The organism is Bradyrhizobium sp. AZCC 1719, assembly GCF_036924525.1.
Taxonomy (GTDB): Bacteria; Pseudomonadota; Alphaproteobacteria; order Rhizobiales; family Xanthobacteraceae; genus Bradyrhizobium.
Genome location: NZ_JAZHRU010000001.1, coordinates 1,478,441 through 1,494,418, shown reverse-complemented (window position 1 = coordinate 1,494,418; position 15,978 = coordinate 1,478,441). Strand labels below are relative to the sequence as shown.

General features: G+C 62.8%; 17 protein-coding genes. 13 read left to right on the top strand and 4 right to left on the bottom strand.

The genetic code is table 11. The features are described 5' to 3' along the window. Positions 1-208: 208 nt before the first annotated feature. Positions 209-1,306: an HD-GYP domain-containing protein gene (locus V1292_RS07195; protein WP_334371386.1), complete on the top strand. Its 1,098-nt coding sequence runs from the start codon at positions 209-211 to the stop codon at positions 1,304-1,306. A 97-nt stretch (positions 1,307-1,403) separates the two neighbouring features. Here V1292_RS07195 and V1292_RS07190 read toward each other — a convergent pair whose 3' ends face one another. Further along, entirely contained in the window at positions 1,404-2,972 is a 1,569-nt protein-coding gene (locus tag V1292_RS07190) for an AMP-binding protein (protein ID WP_334371384.1), read from the bottom strand. Positions 2,973-3,184: 212 nt separating this feature from the next. Next, positions 3,185-3,604 (bottom strand): VOC family protein, encoded by a 420-nt coding sequence (locus V1292_RS07185; protein ID WP_334371382.1) that lies wholly within the window; start codon positions 3,602-3,604, stop codon positions 3,185-3,187. 150 nt (positions 3,605-3,754) lie between these two features. On the opposite strand from V1292_RS07185, the gene V1292_RS07180 reads away from it, so the two are divergent. The 11 genes from V1292_RS07180 to V1292_RS07130 all read left to right on the top strand — a co-directional run bounded on the left by V1292_RS07180 (position 3,755) and on the right by V1292_RS07130 (position 12,617). Beyond that, positions 3,755-4,732: a Bug family tripartite tricarboxylate transporter substrate binding protein gene (locus V1292_RS07180; RefSeq protein WP_334371380.1), complete on the top strand. Its 978-nt coding sequence runs from the start codon at positions 3,755-3,757 to the stop codon at positions 4,730-4,732. Positions 4,733-4,814: 82 nt separating this feature from the next. Then, entirely contained in the window at positions 4,815-5,069 is a 255-nt protein-coding gene (locus tag V1292_RS07175) for a DUF3551 domain-containing protein (protein WP_334371378.1), read from the top strand. 156 nt (positions 5,070-5,225) lie between these two features. Then, positions 5,226-5,696 (top strand): ArsR/SmtB family transcription factor, encoded by a 471-nt coding sequence (locus tag V1292_RS07170; protein WP_334371377.1) that lies wholly within the window; start codon positions 5,226-5,228, stop codon positions 5,694-5,696. Further along, entirely contained in the window at positions 5,696-6,037 is a 342-nt protein-coding gene (locus V1292_RS07165; RefSeq protein ID WP_334371375.1) for an SRPBCC family protein, read from the top strand. The genes V1292_RS07170 and V1292_RS07165 overlap by 1 nt, the downstream gene beginning before the upstream one ends. A gap of 15 nt (positions 6,038-6,052) precedes the next feature. Next, entirely contained in the window at positions 6,053-6,790 is a 738-nt protein-coding gene (locus V1292_RS07160; RefSeq protein WP_334371374.1) for a DUF899 domain-containing protein, read from the top strand. 183 nt (positions 6,791-6,973) lie between these two features. Further along, complete coding sequence (locus tag V1292_RS07155; RefSeq protein ID WP_334371373.1) at positions 6,974-7,336, top strand: DUF1428 domain-containing protein; 363 nt, start codon at positions 6,974-6,976, stop codon at positions 7,334-7,336. Between the two features lie 149 nt (positions 7,337-7,485). Next, positions 7,486-8,643, top strand: a complete 1,158-nt coding sequence (locus V1292_RS07150) for an ABC transporter ATP-binding protein (protein ID WP_334371372.1) — start codon at positions 7,486-7,488, stop codon at positions 8,641-8,643. A 28-nt stretch (positions 8,644-8,671) separates the two neighbouring features. Continuing rightward, a complete protein-coding gene (locus tag V1292_RS07145) occupies positions 8,672-9,586 on the top strand; it encodes a carbohydrate ABC transporter permease (protein ID WP_442895602.1) in 915 nt (304 codons plus the stop codon). Then, entirely contained in the window at positions 9,583-10,419 is an 837-nt protein-coding gene (locus V1292_RS07140) for a carbohydrate ABC transporter permease (RefSeq protein ID WP_334371369.1), read from the top strand. Before V1292_RS07145 ends, V1292_RS07140 begins: the two co-directional genes overlap by 4 nt. Before the next feature lie 29 nt (positions 10,420-10,448). Continuing rightward, a complete protein-coding gene (locus V1292_RS07135; protein ID WP_334371367.1) occupies positions 10,449-11,723 on the top strand; it encodes an ABC transporter substrate-binding protein in 1,275 nt (424 codons plus the stop codon). Between the two features lie 69 nt (positions 11,724-11,792). Next, positions 11,793-12,617, top strand: a complete 825-nt coding sequence (locus tag V1292_RS07130) for a phosphodiesterase (protein ID WP_334371365.1) — start codon at positions 11,793-11,795, stop codon at positions 12,615-12,617. 27 nt (positions 12,618-12,644) lie between these two features. On the opposite strand, the gene V1292_RS07125 is transcribed toward V1292_RS07130, so the two are convergent. Together V1292_RS07125 and V1292_RS07120 are read right to left on the bottom strand one after the other, a co-directional pair. After that, the gene (locus V1292_RS07125; protein ID WP_334371364.1) at positions 12,645-13,763 is read right to left on the bottom strand and encodes an amino acid ABC transporter permease; all 1,119 of its coding nucleotides are present in this window, start codon (positions 13,761-13,763) and stop codon (positions 12,645-12,647) included. A 4-nt stretch (positions 13,764-13,767) separates the two neighbouring features. Further along, complete coding sequence (locus V1292_RS07120) at positions 13,768-14,955, bottom strand: amino acid ABC transporter permease (protein WP_334371363.1); 1,188 nt, start codon at positions 14,953-14,955, stop codon at positions 13,768-13,770. A 147-nt stretch (positions 14,956-15,102) separates the two neighbouring features. Here V1292_RS07120 and V1292_RS07115 point away from each other — a divergent pair, with 147 nt between their 5' ends. After that, the gene (locus V1292_RS07115) at positions 15,103-15,978 is read left to right on the top strand and encodes a MurR/RpiR family transcriptional regulator (protein ID WP_334371361.1); all 876 of its coding nucleotides are present in this window, start codon (positions 15,103-15,105) and stop codon (positions 15,976-15,978) included.

Here is a 15,978-nt window from a genome sequence, read left to right as displayed (position 1 = left end):
TCTCCACAGCCGTCACGGCGTACTGGATCATCCGCTTTCACGCATGATGACAGTCGTGGGATTAGCGTGGATGCGGCGCATCGCGAACGAGATCGCTAAAATTTTAGCGTTCACATTAGCCTATATTCACGACGCCTCTTAAGGCCCGGGGAACTCCTTATCCGCTAGCCTCGGTTGCAAGTCATCATCGCTAGGGGTCTGGGGTTTCATGACATCCGCAACCAACAAGACTTCGACCAGGCGCCGGCTGTTGCTTGCTTCGGATCGGAGCGATCAGAGCAGCGAACTCGCCAGCATTTTGCGATCCGTCGGTCAGGTCGACACCATCGCGACTTCTGACATTCCCGACAGCCCGGAACGGGACCTGGCGGGCATCGTGGTCGACATCAACCTGCGTTCCGCCGAGAGCGTGCAACTGGTGCGCAACAAACTGCGGGCCGAGGCCTATCGCGAGATGCCGCGGCTGTTCGTGCTGGCGGACGCGCTTCACCACGGATCGATGCAGGCCTGGGCGCTCGGCGCCACCGACACGATCGCGCGGCCGTTCGACGCGCAGGGCATCCTGCAGCGGATCCGCGCCGCGTTTCCGGACAGCGACGGATATGACGAGACCGATCGCGGCAAAGCCCTCAACAGGGGCGTCGAGGCGGCGCATGCCGTGATGGTCAAGATCTTCGAAAAGCTTCCGGCCGGCGTTCCCTTGAAGTTCAGCGACATCATTGAGGCCGAGAGCAAGATTCTCAAGGCGATCAAGCATTCATCCTTGCGGGAATGGTTGACGGCGGTCGGCTGCCATCACACCGGCAGCTACCGTCATTGTCTCTTCGTCACTGGTTTTGCGGTGGCGTATGCGCAGCATCTCGGCATGCGCGACGACGATCAGCGCCGTCTCGCCCGTGCAGCCCTGCTGCACGACGTCGGCAAGGCGTTCATTCCGGTGGCGATCCTGGACAAGCCGGGTCCGTTGACGCTGGAAGAGATGGAAGAGATGCGCCAGCATCCGCGTCGTGGCCATGACGCGCTGTCCGCGCAAGGCGGCTTCCCGCCCGAAATGCTCGATGTGGTGCTGCACCACCACGAATTCCTCGACGGCACGGGCTATCCCAACGGACTGAGCGGCAAGCAGATCAGCGACATTGTGAGGCTGACCACGATCGTGGATATCTACGCGGCCCTCGTCGAGAAGCGCGCCTACCGGCTGCAGTTCACCCACGCCCGGGCCTACGGCATGATGGAAGAAATGGGCGACAAGCTCGACCAGCATCTGCTGCACGCCTTCCGCCCGGTGGCGTTCGGGTATTATTGAGCCATCGCCGTCATTCCGGGGTGATGCGAAGCATCGAACCCGGAATCTCGAGATTCCGGGTTCGCTTCGCGCCCCGGAATGACGTGCCATTCGGCCTTCATTCCAGCATCTTTCGCAATTCCGCCTTCGCCACCTTCTCCAGCGTCGAGCGCGGCATGTCGTCGACGAAGTGGATTTCGCGCGGCACCTTGAAGTCGGCGAGAGCGGTTCTGCAGGCGGCCATCACGGTGTCGTGCAGATCGCGAGGTGCGCCCGCGACACCGGCCTGCGGAATGATGAAGGCAACCGGCACTTCATCCAGCATCGGGTGTTTCTTCGCGACCACGGCGGCCTCGCGCACGCCGGGCACCACCGCGATCTCGGAGGCCGCGACGTTCTCGCCGCCGACCTTCAGCATGTCCTTGGTGCGGTCGCCGAACCGGATGAAACCGTTTTCGAGCAGCGTGACGCGGTCGCCGGTGATGAAATAGCCGTGCTCGTCGAAACTCTCGCGCGTGGCTTTCTCGTTGTGGAGATACTCTGAAAACAGCGACAGGCCGGGAATGCCCTTGATCAGGAGATTGCCGGTGCCGCCGACTGGTGTCGGCGTGCCGTCGTCCTCGACGATGCGGATCTGATATTCTGGCGCCGCGCGGCCGATCGACATCGGCGTGTTGGGCTGGTCGACCTCGCCGACGATGCCGTGGGTGATGGTTTCCGTCATGCCCCACCAGCCGATCGTCTTGACGCCGAAGGCGGCAAATGGCGGCGGCTCGGATACCGCGGTGCCCCAGAGCCGGAATTTGTGGTTCTTCGGAATCTCGTGTTCCAGCAGCGCCTTCATGCAGAAGGGAATGGTCGAGGTCCAGGTGCAGTTGTGCTCGAGCGCCACGCCCCAGAAGCGGCTCGCCGAAAACCGCGGCTGGATCACGCACGTCGCACCAACCCACAGCGATGCCAGCATCGAATAGGCCAGCGCGTTGGTATGAAACAGCGGCAGATAGGTCTGGTGCACGTCGCCCGCGTGCAGGTCTTCATGCGCGGCATTGATCTTGGCGCCCCACAACGCGTTGGCATGCGTCCACAGCACCGCCTTTGGTCGCGACGTGGTGCCGGAGGTATATTGCACGCTGCACGGCGCGAACGGATCGGTGGCGCGGCGTGGCCGGTCGGCGCTGTCGGCGAAGAGTTGCTCAAAACTCTCGTCGCGCGGCGCGACTCGCGCTGGCGTACTGCCGGCGTCGTGCGAGATCACGGCGATCCAGCGCAGGCCGCGGCAACTGGCCGAGATCAGCTCGGCATAGGCAGGCTGGGTGATGGCCGCGACCGCGCCGCAATGGCCGGCGAAATATTCCATCTCGGCTGCTGCCGAGCGGGTGTTGGTGGTGACCGCGATCGCGCCGAGTTCGACGCAGGCGAACCAGGTCAGCATGGCCTCGATGCAATTGTCGAGATGGATCAGGACGTATTCGCCGGGCCTGACGCCGCGCTTGGCGAGGCCAGCGGAAAGCGCGCCGACGCGCTCATGGAATTCCCCGTACGACCAACTCCGCGCCGGCCCCTCGAACGGCGCCCAGACTAAAAATGGATGGTTGCGGCGGCTTTCGGCGCGCATCCGCAGCAGCCACGGCACGTCGAGCCCTGCGAATGGTCCGACAATGCCTGGGGCTGGCTGTGAAAGTGGCATAGAATTCCTCCCGCGCGGCTCTACGGCCGCCTTGGTTTTTGCTTGGAAGTAGTTCTGCCATCGGACGGCGCAGCGCGCAAATCGGGAATTTGCAGGGCTCTCTCCCCGTCATTGCGAGGAGCGAAAGCGACGAAGCAATCCAGACTGTCTCCGCGGTCAGATCTCTGGATTGCTTCGCTTCGCTCGCAATGACGGGGATGGGCCGGAGCGCCCTAACCCGCATCCCCCTCATACGACGAAATCTCGATCAAGCTCCCGTCCGGATCACGGCAATAGACCGAGCGCAGAGTGCCGCGGGCGCCTTGCTTCGATACCGGGCCTTCCTCGATCGCGACGCTGTTGGCCTTCAGGTGCGCCACAACTTCGTCCGGCGTGCTCGACGTCAGGAAACACAGGTCGTCGCTGCCGGCGGTTTCGTGGTCGGCTGTGAACCACTCGACCTTGTCGGCGTCGCGCGGCCGCACGTTGATCTTCTGGTTACCAAACACCAGCGAGGTCCGCGGCGTCTTGCCCGAACCTGGATCGAACACCTTGACCTCCATGCCGAGGATCTTCCGGTACCACTCGGCGGAACGCGCCACGTCCGACACATTGATGACGAGATGGTCGAGAGCGTTAACCCTGACAGACATGCCTTATCCTTTCGTCGCGGTCGGAGACGCTGCGCCCCACTGGCCGCACCCGGGTTTGTTTGTTACAACGCGCGCCGCGTTCGGTTCAATAGAACCGCGCCTCAATAGAAACGGACCGGGCCTGAACCCCGGCCTCCAAGGAGAAGTTTTATGATTTCACGCCGTACCGCGATTTGCCTGGCCGTCATCGGCCTTTCCACTGCCGCTTCGATCGGCAGCGTTTCGGCGGCGGATTATCCGACCCGGCCGGTGAAATGGGTCGTCGGATATCCGCCGGGCGGCGCGACCGACATCATTGCGCGGCTGATCGGCCAGCGGCTCTCCGAGCGGCTCGGCCAGCAATTCGTGATCGAGAACAAGCCCGGTGCCGGCAACAATATCGCGACCGAATCCGTCATCAACGCCGAGCCGGACGGCTATACATTGCTGCTGGTCAATCCCGCGAACTACATCAACGCCACGCTCTACGCCAATTTGAAGTTCAACTTGGTCCGCGATCTTGCGCCGATCGCGGCGTTCAATCGCGTGCCGAACGTGATGACGGTCAACAAGGACGTGCCGGCCAAGACGGCCGCCGAGTTCATCGCCTACGTGAAGGCCAATCCCGGCAAGGTGAACCTGGCCTCGTCCGGCAACGGCACGTCCGTGCATCTATCGGGCGAAATGTTCATGGCGATGTCCGGCGCCAAGATGCAGCACGTGCCCTATCGCGGTGCGGCGCCCGCGATCACCGATCTGCTCGGTGGCCAGGTCCAGTTGATTTTCGACAACATGCCTTCCATCCTCCAGCATGTTCGTGCCGGCTCGGTGCGGGCGCTGGCCGTCACCAGCACGACAAAGTCGCCGCTGCTGCCTGATGTGCCGGTGCTTGCCGATACCATCCCGGGCTATGAGGCGAGCGCGCTGTTCGGCGTGGGTGCACCGAAGAACACGCCGAAGGAAGTCATCGCCAAGCTGAACAAGGAGATCAACGAGATCCTCGCCGAGCCGGCGATCAAGGCCCGCCTGACCGAGCTTGGCGGCGAGCCGCTGATCGGGCCGCCGGAGGCGTTCGGCAAGATGATCGTGGCCGAAACCGAAAAGTGGAAGAAGGTGATCGAGGAAGCCAAGGTCGAAAAGGTGCAGTGATCTTCGTCACGGAACATAGGCACAGCCGCGGTGTTTTATGGCAAAGGCCGACGCGGCTTGCCTCATGTGAAGGAGATCGAAGATGCGCAGTACAATATTAGCGACATTGGCGCTGACGGTGGCGACGGTCGCCACCGTCGCGGGCAGTTCACCCGCGGCGGCGTATGACTATCCCTACTGCCTCCAGGGCCGGGGCATCGGCGTTCCCGGCGATTGCTCGTATGCTACCTACGGCCAGTGCATGGCATCGGCATCGGGGCGTGCGCTCTACTGCAACGTCAATCCGCGCTTCGCCTACGGACAGCAGCGGCGGATGCGGGTTTATCGGGATTATTGATTGATCGCTCCTTGCAATCCTCCCGCATGATGGCCGGGCGAGAGCGCTGTTCGCGCTGAACGATCCGGCCATCGGTGTCTCTCTCTTCCGCCACTCCCGACTTCGTGATGCATGCGCCGGCTTGACGGCGTTTCGTTTGCGTCTATACTGAACCTTATGGTTAAGTATCAGGAAGACGTTCTGGACCGCACCTTTGCCGCACTGTCCGACCCAACCCGGCGCGCGCTGCTGGCGCGGCTCGGCGATCGAGACAGCCTGTCGGTCAGCGAACTGGCGAAGCCATTTTCGATGTCGCTGCCCGCGATCATCAAGCATCTCGATGTGCTGTCCGATGCCGGACTGATCGCGCGCGAAAAGACCGGCCGTACGGTCGCGTGCCGGTTGACCGCCCAGCCGATGGAGCAGGCGATGGACTGGCTCAACCGCTACCGGCGCTTCTGGTCCGACGCGCTCGACCGCCTTGCCGCTTTTGTGGAGGAAGACCCATGGCCACCCAGTCAAGCCTTGCCAAGCACGATACTGCCCGCGACGCCGAACTCGCCGCGCGCCCCAGCCTCACGCTCACGCGCCGGTTCAGCGCGGCGCCCGAAAAAGTCTACGCCGCGTGGGCCGACCCGCAAAAGCTAGTGCAATGGTTCGGGCCGACCTCCGTCGAGGAGGGCTCGGTCAAGGCCGACATCGATCTGCGCGTCGGCGGGCGCTACCGCATCAGCTTCCGCGCCAATGGCGACTATAACGAGGTCGGTGGCGTCTATCGCGAGGTCGTTCCGAACGAGCGGTTGGTGTTTAGCTGGGCATGGCATTCGACGCCGGAGCGGGAATCGCTGGTGACCATTTCGATCAGGCCGGAAGGAAGCGGTTCGCTGCTCGTCTTCAACCACGCGCAGTTCGTCGATGAGAAAGCGCGCGACAGTCACCAGCGCGGCTGGACGGAGCTTCTTGGCAAGCTCGAAAGCTACCTGACCTGAACAAAGGAGCCGCCCATGCAGCCGCACCCCATCGTCTCCCGCGAGGAATGGGTCGCCGCGCGCAAGGCTCACCTTGCGCATGAGAAGGAATACACCAAAGCGCGCGAGCGCTTGAACGAGGAGCGTCGCGCGCTGCCATGGGTCAAGGTCGATAAGGATTACGTGTTCGAAGGGCCTAACGGCAAGGTGTCGCTCGGCGACCTCTTCAAGGGACGCAGCCAGCTCGTGGTGCAGCATCTGATGTTCGCGCCCGACTGGAACGAGGCCTGCAAGAGCTGCTCGTTCTGGGCCGACGGGTTCGAGCGCATGATCCCGCATCTGGCCGCCCGCGACACCACGATGGTCGCGATCTCGCGCGCGTCGCTGCAAAAGCTTACCGCATTCAAGCAGCGGATGGGCTGGACCTTCGATTGGCTGTCGTCGGGTGCAAATGAGTTCAATTACGATTTCGGCGTCTCGTTTACGCCAGAGCAGCTCAAGTCGGGCGCCACGCTCTATAATTTCGGCACCACGCCCTTCGGCGGCGAAGAGGCGCCAGGCATCAGCGTGTTCTACCGCGACGAGGCCGGGACCGTCTTCCACACCTATTCCTGTTTCTCGCGCGGCCTCGACATGATGAACGCCGCCTATCACTATCTCGACCTCACTCCGCTTGGACGTCACGAGGAAGGCCTGCCGTATCCGATGGACTGGGTGCGACTACGTGACCAATACCAGCCGTCGCAGGTTCAGGCATCTTGTTGTCATGGTTAGTCGTCGCTAACCCCACATTCCCAGTCGTCATTCCGGGATGGTGCGCAAGCACCAGACCTCAGATGTGCAATTGCACATCGGGGAATCTCGATATTCTCAGGTGCGCAGTTGCGCACCACAGTTCGATGCTGCGCATCTCCCCGAGATGGCGTCGTATCGACAGAAATACCGGAGAGTAATGCAATGCCTTACGTCGATGGCTTCATCGTCGCCGTGCCGAAGAAAAATCTCGAAGCCTACTCCCGCCTGTCGAAGAAGGCCGGCAAGATCTGGCGCGAATATGGCGCGCTCGACTATCGCGAATGGGTTGCTGACGACGTAAAGGTCGGCAAGTTCACCTCATTCCCGCGCGCCGTGAAGCTCAAGCCGGGCGAGACCGTCGTGTTCGCCTGGATCACCTACAAGTCGCGCGCCCAGCGCGACAAGATCAACGCCAAGGTGATGGCGGACCCGCGGCTCAGCGAAATGATGGATCCGAAATCGAAGCCGCCGTTCGACGGCAAGCGGATGATCTATGGCGGATTCGAGAGCCTGGTGAAGGTGTAGGCGGAGCTCCGCCTGTGCATCAGCCATGTTCCCCGAAGGCGAGCGGTGGGAAAGCTGGGGCCAAGCCCGGCGGTTCGTTCCATTGTGATATAACTGTCAAACAAGCCATTTAGGACATCCGGTACCGCAGCCACGGATACCGGATTGAAATGGCCGAGATCGAGATTCGGGCGCTTCGCAAGGCCTTTGACGGCGCCGAAGTTCTGAAAGGCGTCGATCTCACGATTCACGACGGGGAGTTCATCTCCCTCGTCGGTCCGTCGGGGTGCGGCAAATCCACGCTTCTGCGCGTCATCGCCGGTCTCGAACCGCAATCCTCGGGCGAAGTCCGGATTGACGGTGCCAGTGCCGACGGCGTCAGGCCGAGCGCGCGCAATCTGGCAATGGTGTTCCAGTCCTACGCGCTTTATCCGCACCTGAGCGTGTTTGACAATATCGCCGTGCCGCTGCGGATGAAGCGCCTGTCTGCGCTGGAGCGGGCGCCGTTCGTGGGCCGGCTGATGCCGAGCCGCCGCCGGGCCGAACGCGTCATCCGCGACGATGTCGAAAGGGTGGCCGAGCAGCTCGAAATTTCGCCGCTGCTGAAGCGCAAGCCCGGGCAATTGTCCGGCGGGCAGCGCCAGCGCGTTGCCGTCGGCCGCGCCATCGTGCGTCAACCGCGCGCGTTTCTGTTCGACGAGCCGCTATCCAATCTCGACGCCAAGCTTCGCGTGCACATGCGCGCCGAGATCGCCCAGTTGCACCGCCAGCTCAAGACGACCTTCATCTACGTCACCCACGACCAGGCCGAAGCCATGACCATGTCGGGCCGGATTGCCGTCATGATCGGCGGCGAGCTCATTCAGGTCGGCACGCCCGCCGCCGTCTACGACGACCCCTGCGATATCCGCGTCGCCGAATTCGTCGGCACGCCGAAGATAAACGCATTTCCCGGTCGTATCCGCAGCGATGGCCGGCTAGAGATGCTCGGGCATGTTCTCCATATGTCAACACCGGCGCCGGAAGGAGAGTGTCGCGTCTGCGTCCGGCCGGAGCGGATCGAACTGGCTTCGCACGGATTGCTTTCCGGCACGGTCGTGCATCTGGAAAATCTGGGGTCGGAAGCCTTCGTCCATATCGGCAGCGCGGGCACGGACGCGCCCGTGGTAGCGCGCGTCAACGACCCCAGCCAGTTGCCGGCGATCGGTGCCACAGTCGGCTACGGCTTTGCGTCGGAAGCGGTTCGCGCCTTCGACGCTGATGGTAAGCGCATCGTGACCTCCGTCCCGTCGCGCGTCGAGCGGCCACGGGAGATGGCCGTTGTCTGACGCCACCACCGCGCTACAGGGAGTGGCGATGGTGCCACGCGTCCCTGCGCGGGTGCTTGCCAGTTTCCGCCGGACAGGGCGATCGCAGGCAGCCTATGCGCTGGCCGCGCCGGCCTTCGTGCTGATGCTGCTGATGCTGATCGGCCCGCTCGCCGGCGTGATCGCGCTCTCGTTTACCGACTATCAGCTCGGCGCGCCGGCCTTCTCCTGGATCGGCCTCTCGAATTACCGGGAGATGTTCGCCGACCGCGTGTTCTGGATTTCGCTGAAGAACACGCTGACCTATGTCGCGATCGTCGTGCCCGGCGCGGTGGCGCTCGGGCTCGGCGTTGCGCTCCTGATCCAGAGCGGCGCCGGGCTCAAGAGCTGGTATTGCACCGTCTACTTCCTTCCTGTCATGGCGACGTTGATTGCGATGGCGATCGTCTGGGAATTCATGTTGCACCCGCAGTTCGGCCTGGTGAATGGACTTTTGCGCGCCGCCGGCCTGCAGGGCCAGAGCTGGCTGCAGGATCGCGGCACCGCGCTTTATTCGCTGTGCGTGATCGGCATCTGGCAGGCCACAGGCTTCAACATGGTGCTGTTTCTCGCCGGCCTCGTCTCGGTCCCGAAGCATCTCTACGACGCAGCCGAGATCGACGGCGCCGAAGGCGCGTGGTCGCGTTTCCGCCTGGTGACGTGGCCGATGCTCGGGCCGGTCACCCTGTTCGTGGTGGCGATCTCGGCAATCCGCTCGTTCCAGGTGTTCGACACCGTTCAGGTCCTGACCAAGGGCGGCCCCTCGAAATCGTCGGAAGTGCTGATCTACACGATGTATACCGAAGGGTTCGAGTTCTTCCGCTCCGGTTACGGGGCGGCCGTTACCGTCGTGTTCCTGGCCTTCGTGCTGCTGCTCACCCTGCTCAAATCGGCCCTCGGCAATCGCGAAGTGCACTACGCATGACGCCGCGGGCCCGCATGCTGCTGTGGTCTGCGATCCGGCACATCGTGCTGCTGGCGGGAGCGCTGGTGATGCTGACGCCGTTCATCTGGATGCTGTCGACCGCGTCAAAACCTCAAACCGAGATTTTTTCATCCGATCTGCACCTGATCCCCTACCACTTCGCGCTGTGGGACAATCTGCTGATCGCTTTCTCCAAGGCCGATCTATGGCGCTATCTGCTCAACGGCTTGATCGTCACGACCGCGATCTTCGGCCTTCAGGTGCTGGTTGCCCTACCTGCCGCCTACGCCCTCGCCAAATTGCGCTTTCTCGGCCGTGACGTGCTGTTTGCGCTCGTCGTGTTCTGCATCCTTATTCCGCCGCAGGCGACCGCGATCCCGGTGTTCCTGCTGCTGCATAAACTGGGTGTTCTCGACAGTTATGCGGCGCTGGTGCTGCCGTTCACGATCTCGGTGTTCGGCATTTTCCTGATGCGCCAATTTTTCAAGACCGTGCCCGACGACCTGATCGACGCCGCGCGAATGGACGGGATTTCCGAGTTCGGCATCGTCTGGCGCGTGATGCTTCCGACCGCGATTCCGGCGGTGACCGCGTTCGGCATCTTCTCGGTGGTCGCGCACTGGAACGACTATTTCTGGCCGCTGATCGTGCTGAACAGCGAGCATTTGCAGACGCCGCCGCTTGCGGTCGCGCACTTTCGCAACAATGAGGCCGGAACCAACTACGGCCCTCTGATGGCAGCGGCGATGGTCATCATCGCCCCGCTCGTCATCGCCTTTCTGTTCGCCCAGCGACGCTTCATCGAAGGCATCACGCTCACCGGCATCAAGTAACCGAGTTTTTCAAACCTCAGGAGACGACAATGTTCAGAACATGGATTGCCGCAGCCGCCCTTTCGCTCGCCGCCGGCCTCGCGCATGCGCAGACCGAAGTCGTCGTTCAATACCCCTATGCTGAACTGTTCGAAGGCACGCACAAGCGCATCATCGAGGAGTTCGCCAAGGTGCGGCCGGACATCAAGGTCACGCTGCGTGCGCCCTATGATTCCTACGAGGAAGGCACCCAGAAAGTGCTGCGCGAGGCGGTGACCAACCAGATGCCCGACGTGAGCTTCCAGGGTCTCAACCGTATCCGCGTGCTGGTGGACAAGAACATTCCGGCCGAACTCGACGGCTATATCGCGGCCGAGAAGGATTTCGACAAGCAGGGCTTCCATCAGGCGATGTTCGATATCGGCACGGCGAGCGGCAAGGTCTATGCGCTGCCGTTCGCGATTTCGCTGCCGATCGTCTACGTCAATCTCGATCTGGCGAAGAAGGCCGGCGCCGATCCGGCCAATCTGCCGCAGACGTGGGACGGGCTGATCGATCTCGCCAAGAAGATCAAGGCGCTCGGTCCTGATATCAACGGTATCACCTACGCCTGGGACATCACCGGCAACTGGCTGTGGCAGGCGCCGGTGTTTTCGCGCGGCGGCACCATGTTGAACGCCGAGGAAAACAAGGTGGCGTTCAACGGGCCGGAAGGCCAGTTCGCGATCAGGACGCTGGCGCGCCTTGTCAGTGAAGCCGGCATGCCCAATCTCGACCAGCCGGCGATGCGCGCGACCTTTGCCGCCGGCAAGACCGGCATTCACGTCACCTCGACCTCCGACCTCAACAAGACCACGCAGATGATCGGCGGCAAGTTCGAGCTGAAGACCCACACCTTCCCGGACGTGGTGTCGCCGAACGGCCGGTTGCCGGCCGGCGGGAACGTCGTGATGATTCTGGCCAAGGACAAGGCCAAGCGTGACGCGGCCTGGGAGGTCGTGAAATTCTGGACTGGCCCGAAGGGCGCGGCGATCATGGCGGAGACCACCGGCTACATGCCGCCGAACAAGGTCGCCAACGACGTTCACCTGAAAGATTTCTACGTCAAGAATCCGAACAATTACACCGCGGTCAGCCAGCTCGCGCTGCTGACCAAATGGTACGCCTTCCCCGGCGACAACGGCCTCAAGATCACCGACGTGATCAAGGATCATCTCAACTCCATCGTGACCGGTGCACGCACCAAGGAGCCGGGAGCCGTGCTCGCTGACATGACGAGCGACGTGCAGAAGCTGCTGCCGAAGACGGTCGGTTCGGTGCGTTGACGACAACTGCCTTACCAAGAACCGCTGCGGCTCCACGCCGCGGCGGTCGCTAACAGGAGACATGGTTCGATGAAATTCGTCATCCTCACCGACACTCATTTCGTCGCCCGTGGCCGCAAGCTCTACGGGCTGGATCCCACCGAGCGGCTTGGCGCGGCGGTCGAGCGGATCAACCGCGATCATCCGGATCTTTCCTTCGTGATCGTGACCGGTGACCTGGCCCATTGGGGTGAGGACGCCGCTTACGAAAATCTCGCCTCGGTCCTGGCGCGGCTGAAGGCGCCGACCATCCTTTTGATGGGCAATCACGACAAGCGCGGTCCGTTTGGCCGCTTCTTCCCCGGGGTGCCGCGCGACGAATCCGGCTTTGTGCAGTCCATTCATTTGTTCGATGCTGCCACGATCGTCACGCTGGATACGCTGAACGAGGCCGCCCCTGATCATGCCGGATGGCTGTGCGAGGCGCGGCTCGCCTTCCTCGAACACGCGCTTGCTTCGGCGCCAGCCGATCGCCCGCTTCTGCTGTTTCAGCACCATCCACCGTTCGATACCGGGCTGCGCTACATGGACGACATCAAGCTCGCCAATCCCGAGGCCGAATGGGACGTGATCGCACGCACGCGAAAGCCGGACTATCTATTCATGGGCCATCTGCACCGGCCGATCTCGGGCATCTGGCGCGGCATCCCCTTCCACATCCAGCGCGCGCTATCCCATCAGGTGGCGTTCGACCTCGATACGGCGGATCACATTCCCGGGTCGCACGAACTGCCGGACTATTCGCACGTGACCGTCAGCGCCGGGCAGGTGGTGATTCACCAATGCTCGTTCCTTTACGATGGACCGCTGTTTTCGTTGCAGGACCGCGCCGCAATCGAATGGACCGACCGATAACGCCTGACAACGCCAGGCGGCCGGCCGTCAGCCTGGCCGGGACTGCGCTTCCAATTGCCGGCTGTAGCGCGACATCGCAAAGCAGAACACGAAATAGATCAGCCCGACGAACACGTAGACTTCGACGCTGAACTGCTGCCAGGCGGGATCGATGATGGAGGTCTTCGCCGTCGTCAGCAGGTCGAAGATGCCGATGATCAGCACCAGGCTGGTGTCCTTGAAGAAGGCGATAAACGTATTCACCAGTGGCGGGATCACATGGCGAATCGCCTGCGGCAGGATGATCAGGCCGTTCTTCTTCCAGTAGGTGAGCCCGAGCGCGTCGGCGGCGTCGTGCTGTCCTCTCGGAATTGCCTGCAGGCCGCCGCGGATGACTTCGGCAAGATAGGCGCCGGCGTACAATATGAACGCGATCTGCGCCCGGAGCAGCTTGTCGATGTTGACGCCGTCGGGCAGGAACAGCGGAAACATCACGCTCGCCATGAACAACAGGCTGATCAGGGGAACGCCGCGGATCAACTCGACATAGAGCACGCAGAGCGACCTGATCGCGGGCAATTTTGAACGGCGGCCCAGCGCCACCACGATCCCGAGCGGGAAGCCGAACGCCAGCCCAAACGTCGCCAGGATCAGCGTCACCGGCAGCCCGCCCCAGCGATCCTGTGAAACGTAGGACAGCCCGAAGACGCCGCCCCACATCAAGATGCCGATCAGGACCAGCGCCGCCGCCCACACCAGTACCAGTTCCTTGCGCCACCAATTGCGCCGGCTCGACACCCAGAACAGCGCAACGAAGGTGAGGCACACCAGTGCCGGCCGCCACTGCTCATTGAAGGGGTAAGTGCCGAACAGGATGAAGCGATATTTTTCAGGGATCACGGCCCAGCAGGCGCCGAGCCCACGAATCGACCGGCAGGGGCCGGTCTGGTTGCCGGAAACGATCCAGATCGCATTCCAGTAGCCCCACTGCACGAGGCTGACGAATGCCTTGGCGAGCAACGCGATCAGGAGAACGGAGATGATGCTTGACGTGATCGAGGCGAACAGATTCGCACGCAGCCACCGGATGACGCGGCCGCCCGGAGTCCTGCGGGGGCGCGCGTCGAAGGGCAGCGGATTTTGCGGGGTGTCCGTGATCGACGTCATGGCATCAGCGCTCCACCAGCGCGATGCGCGCATTGTACCAGTTCATGAACAGGCTGATGCCGAGGCTGATGGTAAGGAACACTGCCATGATGAGCGCGATGGCTTCGATGGCCTGTCCGGTCTGGTTCAGCGTGGTATTCGCAATCGACACCACGTCCTGATACCCGACCGCAACGGCAAGCGAGGAATTCTTGGTCAGATTCAGATATTGACTGGTCATCGGAGGGATGATGACGCGGAGCGCCTGCGGCAGCACGATGCGCTGAAGCACAAAGCTACGGCGCAGGCCGAGCGCGTTCGCGGCGTCCCATTGACCCCTTGGGACGGCCTGAATGCCGCTGCGCACGATTTCGGCGATGAAGGCCGAGGTGTAGGTGACGAGCGCGATCAGCAGCGCGAAATATTCCGGTGCGAGCGTCAGTCCGCCGACAAAATTGAAGCCGCGCAGTTCGGGAAACGTGATGGTCCATGACGCGCCGAGACCGAACGACACCAGCGCCGGCAGGCCGACGAGCAGGGCTAGCGCATAGGGCCAGAGCGGGCGCGCTTTGCCGTCCGCCATCTGCCACGCCACTAACTGCCGCCGCAATAGATACAGGGCGCTCAGGCCGGCAGCGGCCGCGGCGATGACCCACAGATTTGCTTCCTCGATCGGAATCGATGGCAACACCAGGCCTCTGTTCGACAGAAAGACGCCTTCGATCGGCTTCCAGGCCGCGCGTGCCGCCGGAAGTCCCTGCATCAACACGTACCAGAACAACAACTGCAGCAGCAGCGGAACGTCGCGGAGCACTTCGACGTAGACTGCAGCCAGCCGCGACAACAGCCAGTTCGACGACAGCCGCGCGATGCCGATCAGCGTGCCAAGCACGGTCGCGAGCACGATGCCGATGACCGCGACGCGGAGCGTATTGACGATGCCGACGATGAAGGCGCGGACGTAAGGATCCCTGGGGCTGTAGGCAAGCCAGCTATCCGCGATCGGCATTCCGGCCTCGCGGCCGAGAAAGGCGAAGCCGGTCGAAATCCGGCGTACCGACAAATTGTGCAGGGCGTTGGACCAGAGCCAGCCAACGATCGCGACCGCGATGGCGACCACCACGATCTGCCAGATGAGGCCGTTGACCTGCTGGCGATTCAGGCGGAGGCGCATCCGCCGCCGGCGAGGCAATTCGGGCGTGGATGTCGTCACAGCACAAGGATCCTCGACTTAAGCGGCGATGACTTTGAGCAACGATGATGTCTTGCAGCAGCGATCTTCCAGCAGCGACCCTCGGCCATGCGTCCGAGGTGCATTTCAAATGTTGCACCAAAACGGATTTTGTGCAACATATGTTTCATGGCGCAGCCCCGGCCGAAATCCTCGCCGCTGAACGATTTGTGCAGTGCGCTGCCGTCGTTGCCGATGCGGCTGCAGCAAGTCGGCCGGTTCGTTGCCGCCAATGACTATGACGCCACCACGCGCTCGATGCGCGATCTTGCCGCCGAGGCCGGCGCCGATCCCGCCGCTTTCACCCGGCTTGCAAAAGCGATCGGCTATTCCGGATGGGACGAGTTGCGCGCCGCGCTGACCGAGGCCCGCCGGCCCGCGCAATCTTCGCCGTTTTCGGGTCGCGCCAAGGGCGGCGGGAAAGGGCCCAACGCCGAGATATCGCTGATCTCCGACAAGCTGGAAGCCGAGGCGGCAGGTCTTGCGCGCATTTCGGCCGGCTCGGTGGCCAACGCCGCCAAGGCTCTGCACGCCGCGCGGCGCATCTGGATCGCCGGCTTTCGGAGCTGCCGCAGCGTTGCGGAATTGCTCAATTATCAGCTTCGCTTGTTCCGGCCGGACGCGGTGCATCTGGTCGGCGGCTCGGGTCCCGAAGATCTCGATCTGGGTGCGTTCCATAGCGGCGACGCCGTCGTCGTTATCGGGTTTGCGCCCTATTCGAGGGCAAGCGTTTTGTCGGCGCGGGCGGCCCATGATTCTGGCGCCACGCTGGTTGCGATTGCCGATACGATTACGGCGCCGATGGCGGAGGGGGCCGATCATCTGTTGCTCTATGAGGCCGCCGCGTCGCCGGGATTCTTCCCGAGCCTCACCGGCGCCATTGCCATCGCGCAGTCGCTGGCTGCCGTGACCTTCGTGCTGGGCGGCACCGGCGCCAAGCGCCGCCTCGAAGAGACCGAAGGCCGGTTGGCCGCGCTGTCGCAATATGTCGCGGAGAAAGGTTGA